Raw genomic sequence first — 18,473 nt, forward strand, 5'->3', positions numbered from 1 at the left:
ATATGTCTGCCATGAAAGCAAAACTGATTTTAATCCTATTCTTTTCCTCCTTGTATGCGAGTGCAACAGTTATCACGGTTGATAACAATGGAAATGCACCTTCTGGAGTTTACACAAGTCTTTCAACTGCTATCGGTGACGCCACAGCAGGTGATACCTTATTGATAATTCCTAGTTCATCTTCTTACGGTAACATAACTGTTTCTAAAGCGCTTACAATTATTGGCGTTGGCTTCAATCCTGATATGGAGATTCCGTTCACAAGTCAAATGGGAAACATAGTCATTCAAACGGTAGCCAGTGGTACTAAGCTTATTGGTCTTGAAATTACAGGAGTACTTACATTAGGGAATACATCTGGATCTTTAACCAATATAGTTATCGAAAACAATCGAATTAACTACATCACGCACACTGGAATCAATAGCTTGACAAATGTATTGATCCGCCAGAATGTAATTCAAGTAGCTTCTACGTTTACACCCACAATAACCTTGAATGTCACAAATCAGGCGAACATAATTGTTTCTAACAACATTTTCTCTTCATTGAGTAATAGTGTAAATTATAGAGGTCCTTATGTATTATCAGGAGGTGTTACATTCGATCATAACGTACATATTGGTGGCTCGTCAATGTTTGCATATTTCCAATTGGTTAATTGCTTAGTAACAAACAATATTTACGTAACCATAAACCCTAGCTCACAGCAAAACAGTACAAATGTTTTCTACAAGAACAATTTGTCTAATGGCTTTGCTTTTTCAAGTATTACCGGGATCAATATTAGTCTTGATTCGAACATCGATACTACAGATCCAACATTTGTAAACCTTCCATTAAATACCATCACATACAATTACACCTTGGATCCCAACCTTAATGGTGGCTCCGCAGGAGAGAATGCAGGAACGGATGGTACTAATCTTGGAGTAGATGGTGGAACATCACCATTTAAACTATCAGGCTCGGTTCTTCCTGTAGTTAGAAGATTTGATCTTCCTTCCAACATTATTGAAGGCACTGATGCCAATGCATCTATTGAAGTAACAGGAAATTAAGTCAACCATGAAGAAGCTACTTTTTTCTATAGCTCTGCTTATAGGACTGGAAGAAGTCTGTGCTGCTGTCATAGTAGTTGATCAAAATGGTCATGGTGATTATACTACTATAACTGATGGAATTCTTAATTCCGTCGCCGATGATACCATCTATGTTGTCAGCTCTTCTGGATCTTATGGAAACTTTACATTGAACAGTCCAAGGACATTCATAGGTAATGGATATTATGGTCAAAGTCTGGGCTTTGCTCCTTCATCTACCCTTGGCAACGTGACCTTGAATGCCGGAGCTTCTACCTCTGTATTTTCTAATTTGGAGATTGGTGCAATTACTTTCAATGAGAGCAATATATCATTTGAGGCTTGCAGGATTACTGGAGCTTTTACTATTGGTAGTTCAATAACAAATATCTCCTTTGCTAAGTGTTTGCTGTCATCCACGATAAGTATTCAAAGTGCTTCGGTCTCATTTGAAAACAGCATTTTCAATTATCCAAGTGCTGGAAATATGATTACTGTTACCACTGCCGGAGCTTCTTTCAACTATTGTACATTTTACGACGGAAACCTGTCTCTTAATACTTCTACTATAGACAATTCTATTGTTAATTCTACCAGGGTGGTACAATCCCCTGTAATTGCGACTGATGGAATAGCTGGCAATAAGGTGGATACAGAGGGGAACTTATTGTTCGAAACAGCTCAAGGTCAAGATCAATTTTTTCAACTGCAAGCCGGGTCTCCAGGATTAACTTCCTCGACTGAAGGATCTGAATCGGGAGCATTTGGATTTCCTGCTGCTCAACCAGAAGATGTATACAGACTATCAGGGATCCCACACATTCCTAGAATTACAGGACTAGACTACAATGCTGTTGGAACTACAGGATCAGGAATTAGTATTCGAATTCAAGCCACCTCAAACTAACTGCTATGAGAAAGATCATAACAACTATATTTCTTTTGATAGGGTTAGTGGCATCTGCACAAAACCTAAGTAAGATTTCGGTAGAGATTTTTAAGGATGGTGTTTCAGTGGACGTACAAGAATTTACCTCTTTCACACCATCATCAGCAATTGATGAATCGATATCGATAAACACCTCAGCGTTGAGCTTTGGCCTTCACAGTTTCGTAATTACCGTTGAGGATGTAAATGGACTAAGAAGCATTCAGTCGTCGGGGACATTTCTCATCGAAGAAGCAGTCACTTCCAATGCTAACATTACAGAATTGGAATATTTTATTGACACAGATCCGGGAGAAGGCATGGCTACTCCGATTTCAATTTCTGCTTCAAGTTCGATCTCAATTACTCAAAACCTTAACACTTCAGGGTTATCTAACGGGTATCACACATTGTTTCTAAGAGCTAAGGACGAAACTGGGAAATGGGGAGCTTATAAGTCTTATGCTCTTTTCATTGATACTTCTGTCGGATTCAATGATATCGTTCAGGTGCAAGAGCTTGAATATTTCGTTGATAATGATCCAGGGAATGGAGCAGGAACTCCAATTTCGATTACTCCTTCTGATAATGTTTCTATCACTCAATTATTAAGTTCAAGTGGGTTAAACGAAGGATTTCATACATTTTTCTTAAGAGGAAAATTACAAAATGGATCTTGGGGTCCTTATCAGTCACAGAGCATATATGTGGAAGCCAATGTAGGATATGATGATGTAGTAATTGTTGAGCAATTGGAATATTTCATAGATACAGATCCTGGTTTAGGTATGGCTACGCCGATAGCTGTAGCATCATCGATGGATATAAGTACAGTAGAAAGCTTGACTTTATCAGGTCTTTCGGAGGGATTTCATACAGTATTTTTAAGAGGAAAATTGCAGAATGGAACATGGGGTCCTACAGCATCATCAACTGTATATGTTGAGCCATCTGTCGGCAATGGAGATGTGGTAATTATTGAAGAATTGGAATACTTTATTGATGTGGATCCTGGAGCGGGATTGGGTACTTCAATTTCGGTTACTTCTTCGTCAAATATCTTTACTAATGAATCACTAGCTACAAGTGGTTTAACAACTGGATTTCATACCCTATTTTTAAGAGGTAAGCTTCAAAATGGAGCATGGGGTCCTTCTACCTCACAGACGATCTTCGTTGAGGTCAATGACCAAAGTGGAGTCGATCAAATAGTCGAAGTAGAATATTTCTTTGATTCGGATCCTGGAGTTGGTGGGGCTATTACCGCTTCTGCAACCTTGCCAGCGACTATGATAGATGAGTTAATCTCAGTGAATACTGCTGGGCTGTCAGTGGGAGCGCATACTGTAAGCGTACGAGCAAAAGAAGCTTCTGGCGCTTGGGGACCTTATTTTACAGAATCTTTTACAATAGATGCAGCAACTCCTGCTATCACTGTTTTTACTCCAAATGGAGGTGAAACTCTTACCGAAGGTGAAGATTTTGAAATTACCTGGTCAAATGTTGGATTTCCTACGAGCGATTTAATTGAGATCAGATTAAGTACTGACGGTGGTAGCAATTATTCTATCATTAATGATGGAACATTTGCTATGTACAATGGCAGTTATACTTGGACAGTTCCGAATTCACTTGGTACGAATAACTTAATTCAGATTGCAAATACTACACTGGCGATCACGGATGAAAGTGACGCAGTTTTTACTATTGAAGAATCAATGGCTCCATCTATCACAGTAGTTACGCCAAATGGTGGGGAGACCTTGACAGCTGGAGATTCATACGAGATCACCTGGACGGAAGAAAACATTCCAGGCACTGACCTTATTGAGATTCGATTGAGTACAGATGGTGGCAGCAATTACTCGATCTTGAATGACGGTACCTTCTCGATGTATGGGGGGAGTTACAGTTGGACGGTTCCAAATTCACCGGGCTCAAACAATCTGATCCAGATTGCGAATACCACGCAAGGAGTGAGTGATGAGAGCAACGCCATTTTCACTATCAATGCGGTAGCATCTCCATCCATCACAGTAGTTACACCAAATGGTGGGGAGACCTTGGCAGCTGGAGATTCATACGAGATCACCTGGACAGAAGAAAACATTCCAGGTACTGACCTTATTGAGATTCGATTGAGCACTGATGGAGGTAGTAACTACTTGATTTTGAATGACGGTACCTTCTCGATGTATGGTGGGAGTTACAGTTGGACGGTTCCAAATTCACCAGGCTCAAACAATCTGATCCAGATCGCGAATACCACCCAAGGAGTGAGTGATGAGAGCAACGCCATTTTCACCATCAATGCAGTAGCATCTCCATCTATTACGGTGGTTACGCCAAATGGTGGGGAGACCTTGACAGCTGGAGATTCATACGAGATCACCTGGACGGAAGAAAACATTCCAGGTACTGACCTTATTGAGATTCAATTGAGCACTGATGGAGGTAGTAACTACTCGATTTTGAATGACGGTACCTTCTCGATGTATGGTGGGAGTTACAGTTGGACGGTTCCAAATTCACCAGGCTCAAACAATCTGATCCAGATCGCGAATACCACCCAAGGAGTGAGTGATGAGAGCAACGCCATTTTCACCATCAATGCAGTAGCATCTCCATCCATTACGGTGGTTACGCCAAATGGTGGGGAGACCTTGACAGCTGGAGATTCATACGAGATCACCTGGACGGAAGAAAACATTCCAGGCACAGACCTTATTGAGATTCGATTGAGCACTGATGGAGGTAGTAACTACTCGATTTTGAATGACGGTACCTTCTCCATGTATGGAGGGAGTTACAGTTGGACGGTTCCAAATTCACCAGGCTCAAACAATCTGATCCAGATCGCGAATACCACCCAAGGAGTGAGTGATGAGAGCAACGCCATTTTCACCATCAATGCAGTAGCATCTCCATCCATTACGGTGGTTACGCCAAATGGTGGGGAGACCTTGACAGCTGGAGATTCATACGAGATCACGTGGACAGAAGAAAACATTCCAGGCACAGACCTTATTGAGATTCGATTGAGTACAGATGGTGGCAGCAATTACTCGATCTTGAATGACGGTACCTTCTCGATGTATGGGGGGAGTTATAGTTGGACGGTTCCAAATTCACCAGGCTCTAACAATCTGATCCAGATCGCGAATACTACGCAAGGAGTGAGTGATGAAAGTGACGCCGCTTTCGAAATCATACCAAACCTAAATCCTCCGGTAGCCTTTGAGGCGCAAGATTTAACTTCTTCGTCATTCACCGCATCTTGGAGTGACCGATCTGCCGTGAGCTATATATTTGACCTTGCTTCGGATATTTCTTTTGAGAATTTAATAGCCGGATATAGCGATCAGAACGTTGGGAATACAACGAGTATAACAGTTGACAATTTAGCGTACGGCGAAACATACTACTACAGAGTTCGGGCAGATTTTGGAACGGAGATTTCTGCAAATTCCAACGTTATTTCGGTTAAAACCCTTGTTGATGTTGAAACTGTGGCTGATTCTGTAGCATTGAGGCAGATTTATACAAGCCTGAATGGTGATGATTGGACTGAAACCGTAAACTGGACTACAGCACGTTTTCGGGATTGGGACCGGGTGACTTTTAATGCTTCTGGAAATAGAATTTCCACAGTGGATTTAGCCGATATAGGTGCGATTGGAGAAATGCCCAATCCATTTACAGGAAGTGCTATTGGAGGTCTTGCATCAATTCTGAGTTTCGATTTGTCTAACAATGAAATTTCCCGTTTGATGGATTTTTCAACTACTACCATTTCAACGCTTAACGTTTCAAACAATAGTCTTGAATTCGATGATTTAGAACCTTTGATAGGTATTTCAGATCTTGACTATGAAAATCAAGCCAGTTTAAATTTTGATGGACTAGATGGTGAGCCAATTAAAATATTCCATTTAGGAGATCCAGGTCTCGATATCACCACGGGTGGCACTGCGAATATTTATGACTGGTATCGGAACGATGTGCTGATAAGTTCAGGATCAGAATTCAATATCGAGGAGAATGCACTTGAGATACTTGATATTGACTTTAATAATATGGGAGAATTTAGAGTCGAGGTTACCAATACGATTGTCCCAGGTTTAACTATAGATGTTGGACCGCAGATCATTTGGGCAACGGCAAACCTTAGTGTAGATGTTACTGATTTCGATTCCAATCTTTTGGATGGGGATGTTTCTGCGTACTTGTTAGCAGTACAGGAAACTGGTGGATTTGATACACTAGCTGACGGTCGATTAGAGTCAGTAGCTGCTCAATTTACCTTCAATGAGATCATACTAGGCGACTACCTCATTGCAATAGAACCGGAGGATAAGGACGCTTTTATAGCCAGTTATTTTGGAGATACTTTTCTTTGGGAAGAAGCTGATACTCTTGAACTTCGTGCTGATGACAATGCTATAATTAAGGTAACTGCTGTACCTCCACCGCTTACTGAGGGTGATGGATCATTGGACGTGCTAGTAGAAGAAGACTTTGGTGATGATGCAGGTCGGATTGATGCGAGAAGAAGAGCAGCAAAAAGAAAGTGTGGATTGCGAAGAAAACGTTCAGGTGGAAGAACAGGACAAGACGATGATGAATTTGAACTTATCGCTTATGGTGAAACAGATGACAATGGAGAATTTCAATTCGGGTTTTTACCACAAGGTATTTATAGATTTTTCGTAGAATATCCAGGGATTCCGTTGAATGATGCATCGGCAGTTGAATTTGAAGTAGGTGAAGCAGGAGTCAGCGATACCAATTTTAAACTCCAAGCTTTCGCTACAGAAGATGGTATTGATATCACCATTGAAGCAGTCTTGGGTATTATTCTTGATTATTTTAAAAGCCTTGAGATATATCCAAATCCATCTAGCGAAGTACTTAACATAAGCTACAGACATTTGAAATCTGATAATGTTACTGCTCAATTAATCGACCTCTCGGGGAATACGAAATGGCAATCAGAATTAAGAAATGGCTACGATGGACAAATCAAAATTGATGTAACAAGCTACGAGGAAGGAATTTACATTCTTAGGTTCTTTGATCGAGAAGACAAGGATGGAAATGTAGTCAGTTTCCGTGTGTTGGTAAGAGATTAATTATTTGAAATCGTGGATGGAGAGAACTAGATGATCTTTTTCAATTGAAACTCGATTTTCTTCTTTTCTCCATCTCTATAGAGTTTGATTTTTATTTTCTTACCGTCCCTTCGTTGTAGCAATTCGTACATATCAGAAAGTGAATTGTATTTCAATGTCCTTCCATTGATCATATAAATCACATCTCCTTCTCGAATATCTGCCCGGTAGGCAGGTCCGTCTTTTTGCACATCTACCACGACTAATGTATCTAGATTACTTCCTACTGTATTTAATGACATCCCGCTCATATCATACTCAAATGCGTCATTATATCGCTGACCTTGAACGAGGTAGACTTTACTTTTTTGATAGTCAAACGTGACATTGAACCTATTCAATAATTCTCCACCAAAAGTTCCGATTCGAGCTCCACGCTTAATTACTTTATTGTATGCACCTTCAAAGGGTGCAGATACTAGCATTTCACTAAAATCAAAATCATTTATTGTGACCTGATCAATTCTTCCTAAATAGCCAGGAATATCTCCTGCTATTCCTCTGCCTAGTCTGGTTTCTATGGTCTTTTCGGGTAGAGAAATACCTGTGAGGTGGTTATAGTCAATAAGTGCAGCATGACTTGCTCCAGTATCTACCATAATATCTAAGGCCGCAGTTTCATCTCCTTGCTTTATGGTGGCCTGCATAAAGGGTTTTGAGCCTTTTATTTCCAAAGGGAGTTCAACTTTTCTACGACCTTTTTTATAGCTCTTTGGATCATGAAGTACTAAAATATTCGTGTCATAGTTTATCTCAACAACGAATCGTGAAAAGATGTCATATCCAATAATTCCCGAGACATTCTCACCGATATTCTCTGATAGCATTAGGTAGTCTTCTTTTAAGACAAGAACGTTCATGTTTTTGCCAATCACCCCACCAGGGAGCCCAAAAGTGACTTGATTCGCCACAAAAGCTTCAACTGAGTCTACGAGTCCAGGACCATCAATTGTAATTTGTCTGAGGTAGTTTAGATTTAAAATATCAGCATATAATTTCTCCGTAATGATTGCGTTCTCAACACCAGTATCCAGTATAAACTTAAGTGTCAGAAAGCCATTTATAGTCACTGGAATAACCACAAGGTTGTTGTGCTGTTCAAAAGGAATCTCAATCCTTTTTGTCTTTTTTGGCATTTTAAAGCCGAATTCCTTCTGCCCTGAGGCAGTAGAAGAAAGGCATGTGTTGATGACCAAAATGAATGTAATCAGACTTATGATTGGATTTTTCATAGGCAAGTCTCTTATGTAGCGAAATACACTCATCTAACAACATGGATAAAATCCAACCCTTATTTGAACTATAAAAATTAGTCAAACAGATCTTGAATATCACGCTGAGAGAGGCTTTTTACGAAACTTTCTTCTACGGAAATTAAATCTGATGCAAGTTGCTGCTTGTGTTCTTGCAGTTTTATGATCTTCTCTTCAATGGTGTCTTTGCTTACAAATTTGTATGCAAAAACCTTTTTTGTTTGCCCGATTCTATGCGCTCTATCTATCGCTTGAGCCTCTACAGCAGGGTTCCACCAAGGGTCTAATAAGAACACATAATCAGCCTTTGTAAGGTTGAGTCCGGTTCCGCCGGCCTTTAATGAAATCAAGAAAATTGACACCTCTGGGTCGTTTTGGAATCGTTCTACCTGATGTTGACGATCTTTTGTAGATCCATCCAAATATGCGAATGGAATTTTTTGACACTCCAGATACTCAGAAACTATTTTCAGGTGCTTTACAAACTGACTAAAAATGAGGACTTTATGTCCATTTGAAATCGAGTTTTCGATCATGTAGGTGACCTCTTCAAGCTTACCTGATCCTTGCAGGTAGTCTTCATCAACCATTTTTGGATGATTTGCAATTTGGCGCAATTGAGTTAAACCTTGCAATAAGATCATGTGAGACTTAGCGACTCCATCGGTTTCGATTACATCCATGATCTTGCTTCTAAAGGCATTTTTTTCCTTTTCGTAAACCTCTCTTTGCTCCTCAGACATCTTGCAGTACCTGATATTGACTACTTTTTCTGGCAAATCATCTGCTACTTGACTCTTTTCCCTTCTCAGCAAGAATGGCTTGATCAAAGAGTTTAGCTTCTTGGTCTTATGTTCATCCTTTTGCTTTTCTATCGGCTTTAGATACTCTTTTTTGAAATAGGTTTCGTTGCCTAAAAGGCCTGGATTTAGAAAACTCATTTGCGACCAAAGGTCTAGTGTACTGTTTTCTATCGGGGTACCAGTGAGTATTAGTTTGCGTCGAGACTTGAGGTCCCTTACCTTTTTAGAAATTAGTGAATCCGGGTTCTTGATCGCCTGAGATTCGTCAAGAATAATGTAGTTGAAATAGAATCCTGCAAGTATTTCTGAGTCTACTCTGGTGGTCCCGTAACTTGAGATAACTATGTCATAATTTGAAAACTTAGAGGTATCCTTAACCCGATTAATTCCTGTATAATTTAGGATTTTAAGGTCTGGGGTGAACTTTTTAGCCTCCATCTCCCAGTTATAAAGTAGTGAAGTGGGCATCACCAATAAACTGGTGCTTCCAGGATTTTCATTTTTCTGATGCTGTAAAAGGGCGAGTGCTTGAATGGTTTTTCCTAAACCCATATCGTCTGCCAAGCATCCGCCAAAATTGTAATCTTCAAGAAATCTGAGCCAGTTATATCCTGCTAGCTGATAAGGTCTTAGGTCACCTTTAAAAGAAGGAGGCACAGCATAGTCTTCCATTTTTTCAAATGACAGCAATTTTTCCAGCTTACGATCCATCGTAACCTTAGCTAGCTCTCCTGCTTTAAGTTCTTGCACCAGCGAGACGTGGATCTTATTCAAAGTAATGCCATCGGCAGTTTCAGAAGAAAATGCGAATAAGTCTTTGTATCGAGTGATCCAGGATTCTGGAATTACGCCAATTTCTCCATTGGGAAGCATAATTTCAGTTTTCCCTTTAAGAATGCATTTTCTGATCTCTTCGAAAGGTATTTCGAAATCTCCAAATCGAATTTTGGCCTTTAAATCAAACCAATCTACACCCTCATTTACCTCCAAGTCTATGGTAGATTCACCAACAAAAAACTTCTTTCCTTGTTGATTTTGCTTAATTATAAAATCTTCGAGGAGCGCACTATTTCTCCCTATCCAATCAAAAGCGGCTGTTTTAGGCAATGTGACACGAGAGTTTCTTAGCTGTAAACCATTTGATGCAAGTTGCTGAATGATGCCTTTTTCACCTTCATGATCTCTGCTGATTCGATGGAAAGTATAGTTGTCATTCTGCTTCTCCATTGATACGCTAACCTTGCTTAGCTTGTCCGCATTGAAATTATGCTTGCCGTAATCGAAGGATAGCTCTAGTAAGAGCTTGTCGTTATCAACGGCAGGGGCATTTCCTCCTTCATCAAACAACGTAGTAGCTCTACTTGTCTGAAGTTCGCTCACTGTGATTTTAGGAGTCGGCTTTGGCTTATGAGTGACTATCTCAAAACCTTTAGCATATACATCAAACTCAGAAATAAGCGGCCCAACAAATTTTTGATAGTAGGTCTCCTCAATATCTTTCGGGATGAGAATAAACTTCTTATTTAGGAAAGGCTTGAACTTACCGCCACTTACAGGCTTTTGGAAAGTAAAAAGCTGATCATTGGCTACAAGCCATGCAGGCTCCTTGCAAAGCAGATAGCTCCCATTATTTAGGAATTCTACTTTTTCACCCTTAAGCTTGACGGTAGGAAAATAGTGGGTGTTATCTTCATTCTTTCGAAAGTGAAAAAGTACAGTCGCTTTTTCATCTACAACCTCAATTTCCTTCCAAGCGGGCTCACCGTCCTTACCCATTTCAAAAAGACGTTTTCCATCGATTAGTGCTAGAATCTGAGACCTCCGTCTTTCAATATATGCTTCTATCTCGCCTTGAAGCATTTTATCTCCATTGTCTTTATCAAAAACTTTAAGGAAGAACTCCTCAGGTTTTTGCTTCTTTTTTTGAAAATGATGGGCTACGTGATCTTGCTGAATTTGATCCATCAGCTTTATGATTTGGTAGTCATTTTCATCCAGAACAGAGCTGAATTCTTCAGCGTTTTTTGAAGAGATATTTTGGTGAGAATAGCTGAGTTCACCTTTGTCATTCAGCTGGACAACAAAAGATTCAATTAGATATCCAAGGTACTCGTGATCATAGAGCGAGTAGATAAGTTCAAATGGCTGGTCGGGTGATACTTTCACAGATTTTTAAAATCAGGTAAACTTCGAAAATAATAAAAATCTAATACCAATACGGCAATAAAATATTAAGAGTTTGAAGTCTTATTGTAAAGTATGTGTCGAGAAGGAATTTCCTGCTTTTATGGCTGGTTTTATTGATGCTAAAAGAGTGATTACAATTATTGCGATAACTGTAAATAGAACATCGCTTGTTACAATTTCAACAGGATAACTATTGACAATTGAGGAATCTACGCCCATTCCAACGATACCAAAGTGCTCTTGTAGAAGGGTAAGGCCAACGCCAAGAACTAAACCAATTGAGGCACCAGTGAATGCAACTATACACCCTTCATAAAGGAAAATTTTCCTGATGAGTTTTGGAGTAGCTCCTTGTGCGAACAATATCGAAATGTCTTTCTTCTTTTCTATTACAAGCATGGTAAGCGAAAAGAAGATATTAATTGAGGCAATACCAATTATGGATACCATGATTAAGAAAACGAAGAGCTTCTCAATTTTCAAAACCTTATAAAGATCACTATGCAATTCTTCACCAAGTTGTACTTTAAACGCATCACCCAAAGAAGCTTGTATTTCCTTTTTAATCTCGGATGCACCAGCGTCTTCGGCTAGATATACCTCAAAAGAAGTGAGGCGGTTGTCGTAGCTCAAAAGATCTCTTGCCCATTCTACGGGTACAAATATGTAGTTGTCATCGTAGTACTTCTCAATGGCAAAGATTCCTCCTGGCATAATATTGAGCGAATTATACATTCTGGAAGGGTCAACTACACCCGGACCAATATCTTTAGGATAATACATTTGCAAAGCATAGAAGTCGTTTCGTAAGCTAAGCGATAAATCATATTGAACACCTCTACCTACTAGCGCATATCCTATGCTATCTCTTACTAAAGGGAATTGTCCGGATACGGTAACATTTCGAATACCGCTGTGCTCATCAAAGTCTCTGCTAACCCCTTTCATACGGACCAGTCGTTGGGCGTCTTTGTATTGAACCAGGACATTGTCCTCTACTACTTCAGATGCGCCAAGTACGCCTTCGATATTTTTGATCTTAGTTACATAGCTTGAGTCATATTCAAAAGATTTCCCTGCCGAAGGAGTGATTACAATATCAGGATCAAAATTTCCATACATGGATCTCAATAAGCCTTCCAGTCCATTAAAAACCGAAAGTGCAATTATCAAACACATGGTCCCAATAGCTACAACGACCATGGAAATGATTGAAATGACATTAATGAAATTTTTCTTTTTCTCAGAAAGAAAATATTTACGTGCTATGAAGAACGGAAAATTCATTCTTCGGAAGGTGGAATATTTAAGTTGTTGATCAGATTATCAATCTTAGATGCCTTTTCTTCAGTATCATCATGGAAGAAAGCTAACTCAGGAATAATCCTTACCTGGCTGCCAATTTTTTTACCCAACTTCAACCTGATTTCGCTTTTAATATTATCAAGGTTATTAAAGACTTCTTCAGCTTTATTAATTGGGAATATACTTAGATAAACACGTGCTAAACTTAAGTCTGGCGAAACATTGACTTCTGTAATGGTCCCCAATGAAGAGCCGAAATAGTGAGTTGGATCTTGCTGAAAAATTCCTGCAAGGTCTTTTTGTAATTGCTTTCCGTATTTTATCTGCCGCTTACTTTCCATAATTGCAAATATCCGAAGATATTCCTTAAGGGGTTTGGCTAAATAATCTATTTTCGAAAAGTAATTCAGATTACTTTCCTCAAATCGAGAGCTATTGTTACGATTTTTTAGAATAAACGACCCATATAGACTGGCCATTATATTCATATTGATGGTTTTAATTCGGTTTGTACAGAGCTATTTCATCACAGAAATGTCCTACTACGAGTTGAAGTGGCTATTGTTGGGAGACTGGCTAAGCCAAGGCTTCAGCATGTATAGCGAAACATTTGACTATACGGGCCCAATAGCAGCTTTCGTCTACAAGTATTTAACAATGCTATTTGGCAGGAATGAATTCATACACTATGGATTTAGTTCGTTGATTATCATTTTTCAAGCAGGGGTCTTCAATCAATTACTGCTGAAAAACAAAGCGTATGATGAAAATGGCTACTTGCCCGCTTTTTTGTATATGATTTTGATGGTGTCGGTTCCAGATTTCATGACGCTATCCCCTCAGCTATTAAGCTTAACATTTATCCTTCTTGCGCTTAGAAATGTTTTAAGAAGAATTGACAATCAAGTAACGGACGAGCTTTTCCTCAATTCTGGAATTTTTATTGGAGTGGCAACAATGATTTACTTACCAGCTGTTGTTTTCTTCCTTGTTTTCTTGGTTGCTCTCATACTTTTTTCTACTGCTGTTCTGAGAAGGCTGGCGCTGTATTTATTTAGTTTCCTGCTCGCTTTCTCAATGTGTGCACTCTACTTCTATTGGCGCGGAGATCTGCTAACATTCATTGATAGCTACCTGGTTCAAAATTTTCTAATGGATGCAAGTTCTTCAATAGGGATAGTAGATGCATTAATAATTACGGCCGGATTTATATCTATCTTTCTATTGTCCGTCATTAAAACTTGGGGTTCTGCAAGGCTTACCAATTTTCAACAAAAGATCCAGCAGGTCATTTGGTTAGTCTTTTTCGGAGCTATAGCTACGTTCTTTTTGTCCAATGAAAAATCACTTCTTGAGTTGGTTTATTTTATTCCTGTAATCGCATATTTCTGGACCCACTACATGATGCTTGTTAGGAGAAGAATATTTAGGTTCATTATGCCAGTAATAATGATTGTAGGAGTACTCATACATTCAGGCTATTCGTACACATCTCTAACATCATCGTTAGTTGTAGAGGGAGCTCAAGCATCAGATGAGGGAAAGACGATGGTTCTGGGTAGTGATTTAGGGTTTTATAAAGAGTCCCCAATTAGTACTCCTTGTTTCGATGCTCATCTGACTGACATTGCATTCAAAGGGATTGATTACTATGAGTCCTCCGGAGAGCTTTATAAGTTATTTCAAAAAACAGATCCTGACCTGATTATTGATATTGTTGGCATTATGCCACGTTTAGAGGATAGGTTTCCAAACCTTTCAACCAACTATAGAAATACTGGAGGTAATAAATACAGTAAGATTAGCAATTGATTTTGTCAACCCTTCTTTGATGGCGCCCACCTTCAAAGTCAGTAGAAACAAAAGTGTCAACTAAACTTTCCGCATACTCATAAGCTAAAAACCGTGCTGCAAGACAAATGACGTTTGCGTTGTTGTGTTGCTTCGCAAGTGCTGCAAGTTCCGTATTCCAGCAGAGTGCAGCTCTTACATTATCATGCTTATTGGCGGTCATAGCGACCCCATTTCCGCTACCACAAATCAGTATCCCTAAATCACATTCGTTAGATGCAACAGACTTGGCAAGAGGATGAACATGATCTGGATAATCGACAGAATCATCACTATTTGGTCCAAAATCCTTGATTGTATGACCTTGACTTTCCAAGTGTTTGATGATCCTTTCTTTATACTGAAATCCGGCATGATCGCCACCTATTGCTATATTCATAGTTAACTATTGATTCTGTTTTGCTTCTCTTCGTTCTATTCTTTTAGCTATTACAATGCTCATTTGATACAACAGCATAAGAGGCATTGCTATAAGTATCTGACTAAATGGGTCTGGTGGAGTAACTACCGCTCCCAAAACCAAAATTACAATGATTGCATGTTTTCTATAAGCTTTCATTAAGGCAGAACTTACAATGCCTGCTCGTGTAAGGAAGTAAACCACCACGGGTAATTGAAATAAGACACCACAACCAAATACAATCATCGTGACAGTGCTGATGTATGATGAAAGATCAAACAAGTTTTGCAAGGATGGATCAACCTGATAGGTTGAAAAGAACCTCACCGAAATTGGAGCAATAAGGAAGTATCCAAATAAGACTCCGAGTATGAATAATACACTGACAGAAAAAGTAGCACCTCTTGATGCTTTTCGCTCCTTTGGTCTAAGTCCAGGTTTTATAAATCTCCAGATTTCCCAGAATAAATATGGGAATCCGACTATTAGCCCCACAAAAAAGGAAACCGATACGTGAGTCATAAATTGACTGCTCAATTTTCTGCTTACTAGCTCAAAAGTTAAGGTATCTATGCAAAGAGCTGGCGTGTTGATTATTTCAGATAGTTGACAAAGTTTTTGATACGTCCAGAAGTCAGTCTGAGATGGGCCTAATATCACCGTTCCAATAACAAAATCTTTAGCCACAAAAGCAGCAATCGCAAATACTACAATTGCAATTAATGAACGTATGATGTGCCATCTCAGCTCTTCGAGATGGTCTAAAAAAGACATCTCTTTATCATCCGGTATTTGATCAAGTGGCATAGTTTAGGCCTTAAATAGCGGAAATCCAGACATCCAATTATTTACTTCGGACTTCACTTCTGCAATTTTCCCTTCATCATCTTTATTCGTAATTACTGAATCGATTAGATCAACAATTTTGACCATATCAGCTTCTACCATTCCTCGAGTAGTTACTGCTGGGGTTCCTATTCGCATTCCAGAGGTTACGAAAGGACTTTTATCATCAAAAGGAACCATGTTTTTATTCACTGTAATATCCGCTTTGATAAGCGCATTTTCGGCATCCTTTCCAGTGATATCTTTTGTACGAAGATCGATCAGCATCAAGTGATTGTCTGTGCCTCCTGAGATTACATTGTAACCTTTCTTCACAAACGCATCTGCCATCACCGCTGCATTCTTTTTTACCTGAACTAGGTAGTTCATATATTCATCAGACAACGCTTCTCCGAAGGCAACAGCTTTAGCTGCAATGATATGTTCCAATGGACCTCCTTGTGTTCCTGGGAATACTCCGGAATCTAGTAAGGAACTAAGCTTTCGAACGACTCCTTTAGGCGTGGTAATGCCCCAAGGATTTTCAATATCATCTCTTACCAAAATCAATCCGCCTCTAGGACCTCTTAATGTTTTATGAGTGGTCGTAGTAACAATATGACAATATTCTAATGGGTCGTTAAGAAAACCTCTTGCAATAAGTCCAGATGGGTGTGAAACATCGGCGAGTAGAATAGCTCCAACTTCGTCAGCTATTGCTCTGAACCGTTCATAATCCCAGTCCCTGCTATATGCTGAAGCACCACAAATAATCATTTTGGGATTTTTTTCCCTTGCTACCTTCTCTAGTTGATCATAGTCAATTAACCCAGATTCTTTATCTACGCCGTAGAAATTTGGCTTATAAAGTTTTCCTGAGAAGTTTACTCCAGATCCATGCGTGAGGTGTCCACCATGTGACAGATCAAAACCCAATATCTCATCGCCAGCATTTAGACATGCGAGCATTACAGCTGCGTTAGCTTGTGCACCAGAGTGCGGTTGGACATTTGCCCATGTTGCACCAAAAAGTTCTTTCGCTCTTTCCCTAGCTAGATTTTCAATCTCATCTACAACTTCACATCCTCCATAATATCTCTTGCCGGGTAGCCCTTCAGCATACTTATTGGTAAGGACACTACCTGCCGCTTCTTGCACTTGGGGTGAAACAATATTTTCTGAGGCTATCAGCTCAATTCCTTCTATTTGTCTCTTCTCCTCAGCCTGGATTAGGTCGAAAATTTTCTGATCTTTTTGCATGCCGTAAAATTATATGAGACAGTTTATATCTTAGCCTTAATCCTCATCAATTATGGCTAAAACTAAAACCGTCTTTTATTGTCAATCTTGTGGTACTGAATCTGCAAAATGGGTCGGAAAATGTCCCTCCTGTGGAGAATGGAACACTTATGTAGAGGAGGTAGTTTCAAAATCAGCGTCTGCTCCAGTAGAATTTTCTTCCGAAAGAAGTAAACCTATCAACATTCGCGATGCAAATCATGAAGAAAGTAAGGAAAGGCTTACAACCGGAATCTCTGAGTTAGACAGAGTATTGGGTGGAGGTATCGTTTCTGGTTCTTTGGTTTTGGTTGGTGGTGAGCCAGGCATAGGTAAGTCTACAATTATGCTTCAGATGGCAATCAGGTTGCCTCAAAAAACTTTGTACGTTTCTGGTGAGGAAAGTGCGCAGCAAATCAAAATGCGGGCTGAGCGGATTGGATCTACTGCAGAACAATGTTTTTTATATGCTGAGACTAGCCTTTCTCAAGTGTTAAAGCAAGCGGAGCATTTAGCTCCAGATATTTTAATTATTGATTCCATTCAGACGCTTCACTCTGATCGTATTGAGGCTGCTATTGGATCTATCTCGCAAGTCAAGGAATGTACAGGTCAGTTAATGAAATTTGCCAAGCAAAAAGGAATTCCTGTTTTCCTTATTGGACATGTGAATAAAGATGGTGCCATAGCTGGACCCAAAGTCTTGGAACATATGGTTGATACTGTATTGCAATTTGAAGGTGACAGGCACCTTTCGTATCGTATTTTAAGGACGATTAAGAATCGATTTGGATCAACATCTGAGCTTGGCATGTTCGAAATGAATGCAGATGGCCTCAGGGAGGTCACTAATCCATCTGAGATTCTTATTTCGCCCAAGGATCCTGGGTTAAGTGGAATTGCACTGGGTGCAACATTAGAAGGCAATCGTCCCTTAATTCTTGAATCTCAAGCATTGGTAAGTCCTACAAGTTATGGCAATCCTCAAAGAAGCACTACAGGGTACGACTATAAAAGACTGACCATGCTGCTCGCAGTAATGGAGAAGAGACTTGGTATTAGATTAAGCACGCAAGATGTATTCTTAAACATTGCTGGAGGGCTTAAGGTACAGGATACTGCACTTGATCTAGCGATTTGTTCAGCCATATTTTCATCTTTCGAGGATGCACCTCTAGGAGAAGACGTTTGCTTTGCTGCAGAAATTGGATTGGGAGGAGAAATCAGGCCGGTAAATAGAATTGAGAATCGAATAAATGAGGCTGAGAAGTTAGGATTCAACGAAGTCTACATCTCTAAACACAACTTAAAAGCAAAAGACCTTGACCAATTTAAGATCAAGGTTCATTCTTTTTCTAAGTTAAGTGAAGCTTTTAGGCAGTTATTTTAA

12 protein-coding genes are annotated in these 18,473 nt (G+C 39.5%); 5 read left to right on the plus strand and 7 right to left on the minus strand.

The annotated features are described in order from the left end of the window. Positions 1–11: 11 nt before the first annotated feature. The 3 genes from ACY650_RS09510 to ACY650_RS09520 are packed head-to-tail and all read left to right on the plus strand — an operon-like array spanning position 12 to position 7,142. Entirely contained in the window at positions 12–1,061 is a 1,050-nt protein-coding gene (locus tag ACY650_RS09510) for a right-handed parallel beta-helix repeat-containing protein (RefSeq protein WP_462254105.1), read from the plus strand. Positions 1,062–1,068: 7 nt separating this feature from the next. Further along, a complete protein-coding gene (locus tag ACY650_RS09515; RefSeq protein WP_462254107.1) occupies positions 1,069–1,989 on the plus strand; it encodes a hypothetical protein in 921 nt (306 codons plus the stop codon). 5 nt (positions 1,990–1,994) lie between these two features. Next, complete coding sequence (locus ACY650_RS09520) at positions 1,995–7,142, plus strand: T9SS type A sorting domain-containing protein (protein WP_462254109.1); 5,148 nt, start codon at positions 1,995–1,997, stop codon at positions 7,140–7,142. Between the two features lie 26 nt (positions 7,143–7,168). Here the strand turns inward: ACY650_RS09520 and ACY650_RS09525 are convergent, their stop codons facing one another. The 4 genes from ACY650_RS09525 to rbfA form a co-directional block, all read right to left on the minus strand. Then, positions 7,169–8,413, minus strand: a complete 1,245-nt coding sequence (locus ACY650_RS09525) for an aspartyl protease family protein (protein ID WP_462254111.1) — start codon at positions 8,411–8,413, stop codon at positions 7,169–7,171. Positions 8,414–8,490: 77 nt separating this feature from the next. Beyond that, positions 8,491–11,403 (minus strand): DEAD/DEAH box helicase, encoded by a 2,913-nt coding sequence (locus tag ACY650_RS09530; protein WP_462254113.1) that lies wholly within the window; start codon positions 11,401–11,403, stop codon positions 8,491–8,493. An 81-nt stretch (positions 11,404–11,484) separates the two neighbouring features. Further along, positions 11,485–12,711, minus strand: coding sequence for an ABC transporter permease (locus ACY650_RS09535; protein WP_462254115.1), 1,227 nt, complete (start codon positions 12,709–12,711; stop codon positions 11,485–11,487). Then, complete coding sequence (gene rbfA, locus ACY650_RS09540) at positions 12,708–13,070, minus strand: 30S ribosome-binding factor RbfA (RefSeq protein ID WP_462254117.1); 363 nt, start codon at positions 13,068–13,070, stop codon at positions 12,708–12,710. The genes ACY650_RS09535 and rbfA overlap by 4 nt, the downstream gene beginning before the upstream one ends. Positions 13,071–13,221: 151 nt before the next feature. Between rbfA and ACY650_RS09545 the strand changes: the two genes are divergently transcribed. Then, the gene (locus ACY650_RS09545) at positions 13,222–14,541 is read left to right on the plus strand and encodes a hypothetical protein (protein WP_462254119.1); all 1,320 of its coding nucleotides are present in this window, start codon (positions 13,222–13,224) and stop codon (positions 14,539–14,541) included. Here the strand turns inward: ACY650_RS09545 and rpiB are convergent. From rpiB to ACY650_RS09560, 3 genes are read right to left on the minus strand one after another with little or no spacing between them, the layout of a single operon-like run. Continuing rightward, the gene (rpiB, locus tag ACY650_RS09550; protein ID WP_462254121.1) at positions 14,531–14,959 is read right to left on the minus strand and encodes a ribose 5-phosphate isomerase B; all 429 of its coding nucleotides are present in this window, start codon (positions 14,957–14,959) and stop codon (positions 14,531–14,533) included. The two genes, ACY650_RS09545 and rpiB, sit on opposite strands and share 11 nt — an antisense overlap. Positions 14,960–14,965: 6 nt before the next feature. Then, complete coding sequence (gene tatC / locus ACY650_RS09555) at positions 14,966–15,787, minus strand: twin-arginine translocase subunit TatC (RefSeq protein WP_462254123.1); 822 nt, start codon at positions 15,785–15,787, stop codon at positions 14,966–14,968. 3 nt (positions 15,788–15,790) lie between these two features. Continuing rightward, a complete protein-coding gene (locus ACY650_RS09560; RefSeq protein WP_462254125.1) occupies positions 15,791–17,065 on the minus strand; it encodes a serine hydroxymethyltransferase in 1,275 nt (424 codons plus the stop codon). A 52-nt stretch (positions 17,066–17,117) separates the two neighbouring features. Here ACY650_RS09560 and radA point away from each other — a divergent pair, with 52 nt between their 5' ends. Then, a complete protein-coding gene (gene radA, locus ACY650_RS09565) occupies positions 17,118–18,473 on the plus strand; it encodes a DNA repair protein RadA (RefSeq protein WP_462254127.1) in 1,356 nt (451 codons plus the stop codon).

It is taken from the genome of Ekhidna sp. (genome assembly GCF_963691765.1).
Taxonomy (GTDB): Bacteria; Bacteroidota; Bacteroidia; order Cytophagales; family Cyclobacteriaceae; genus Ekhidna.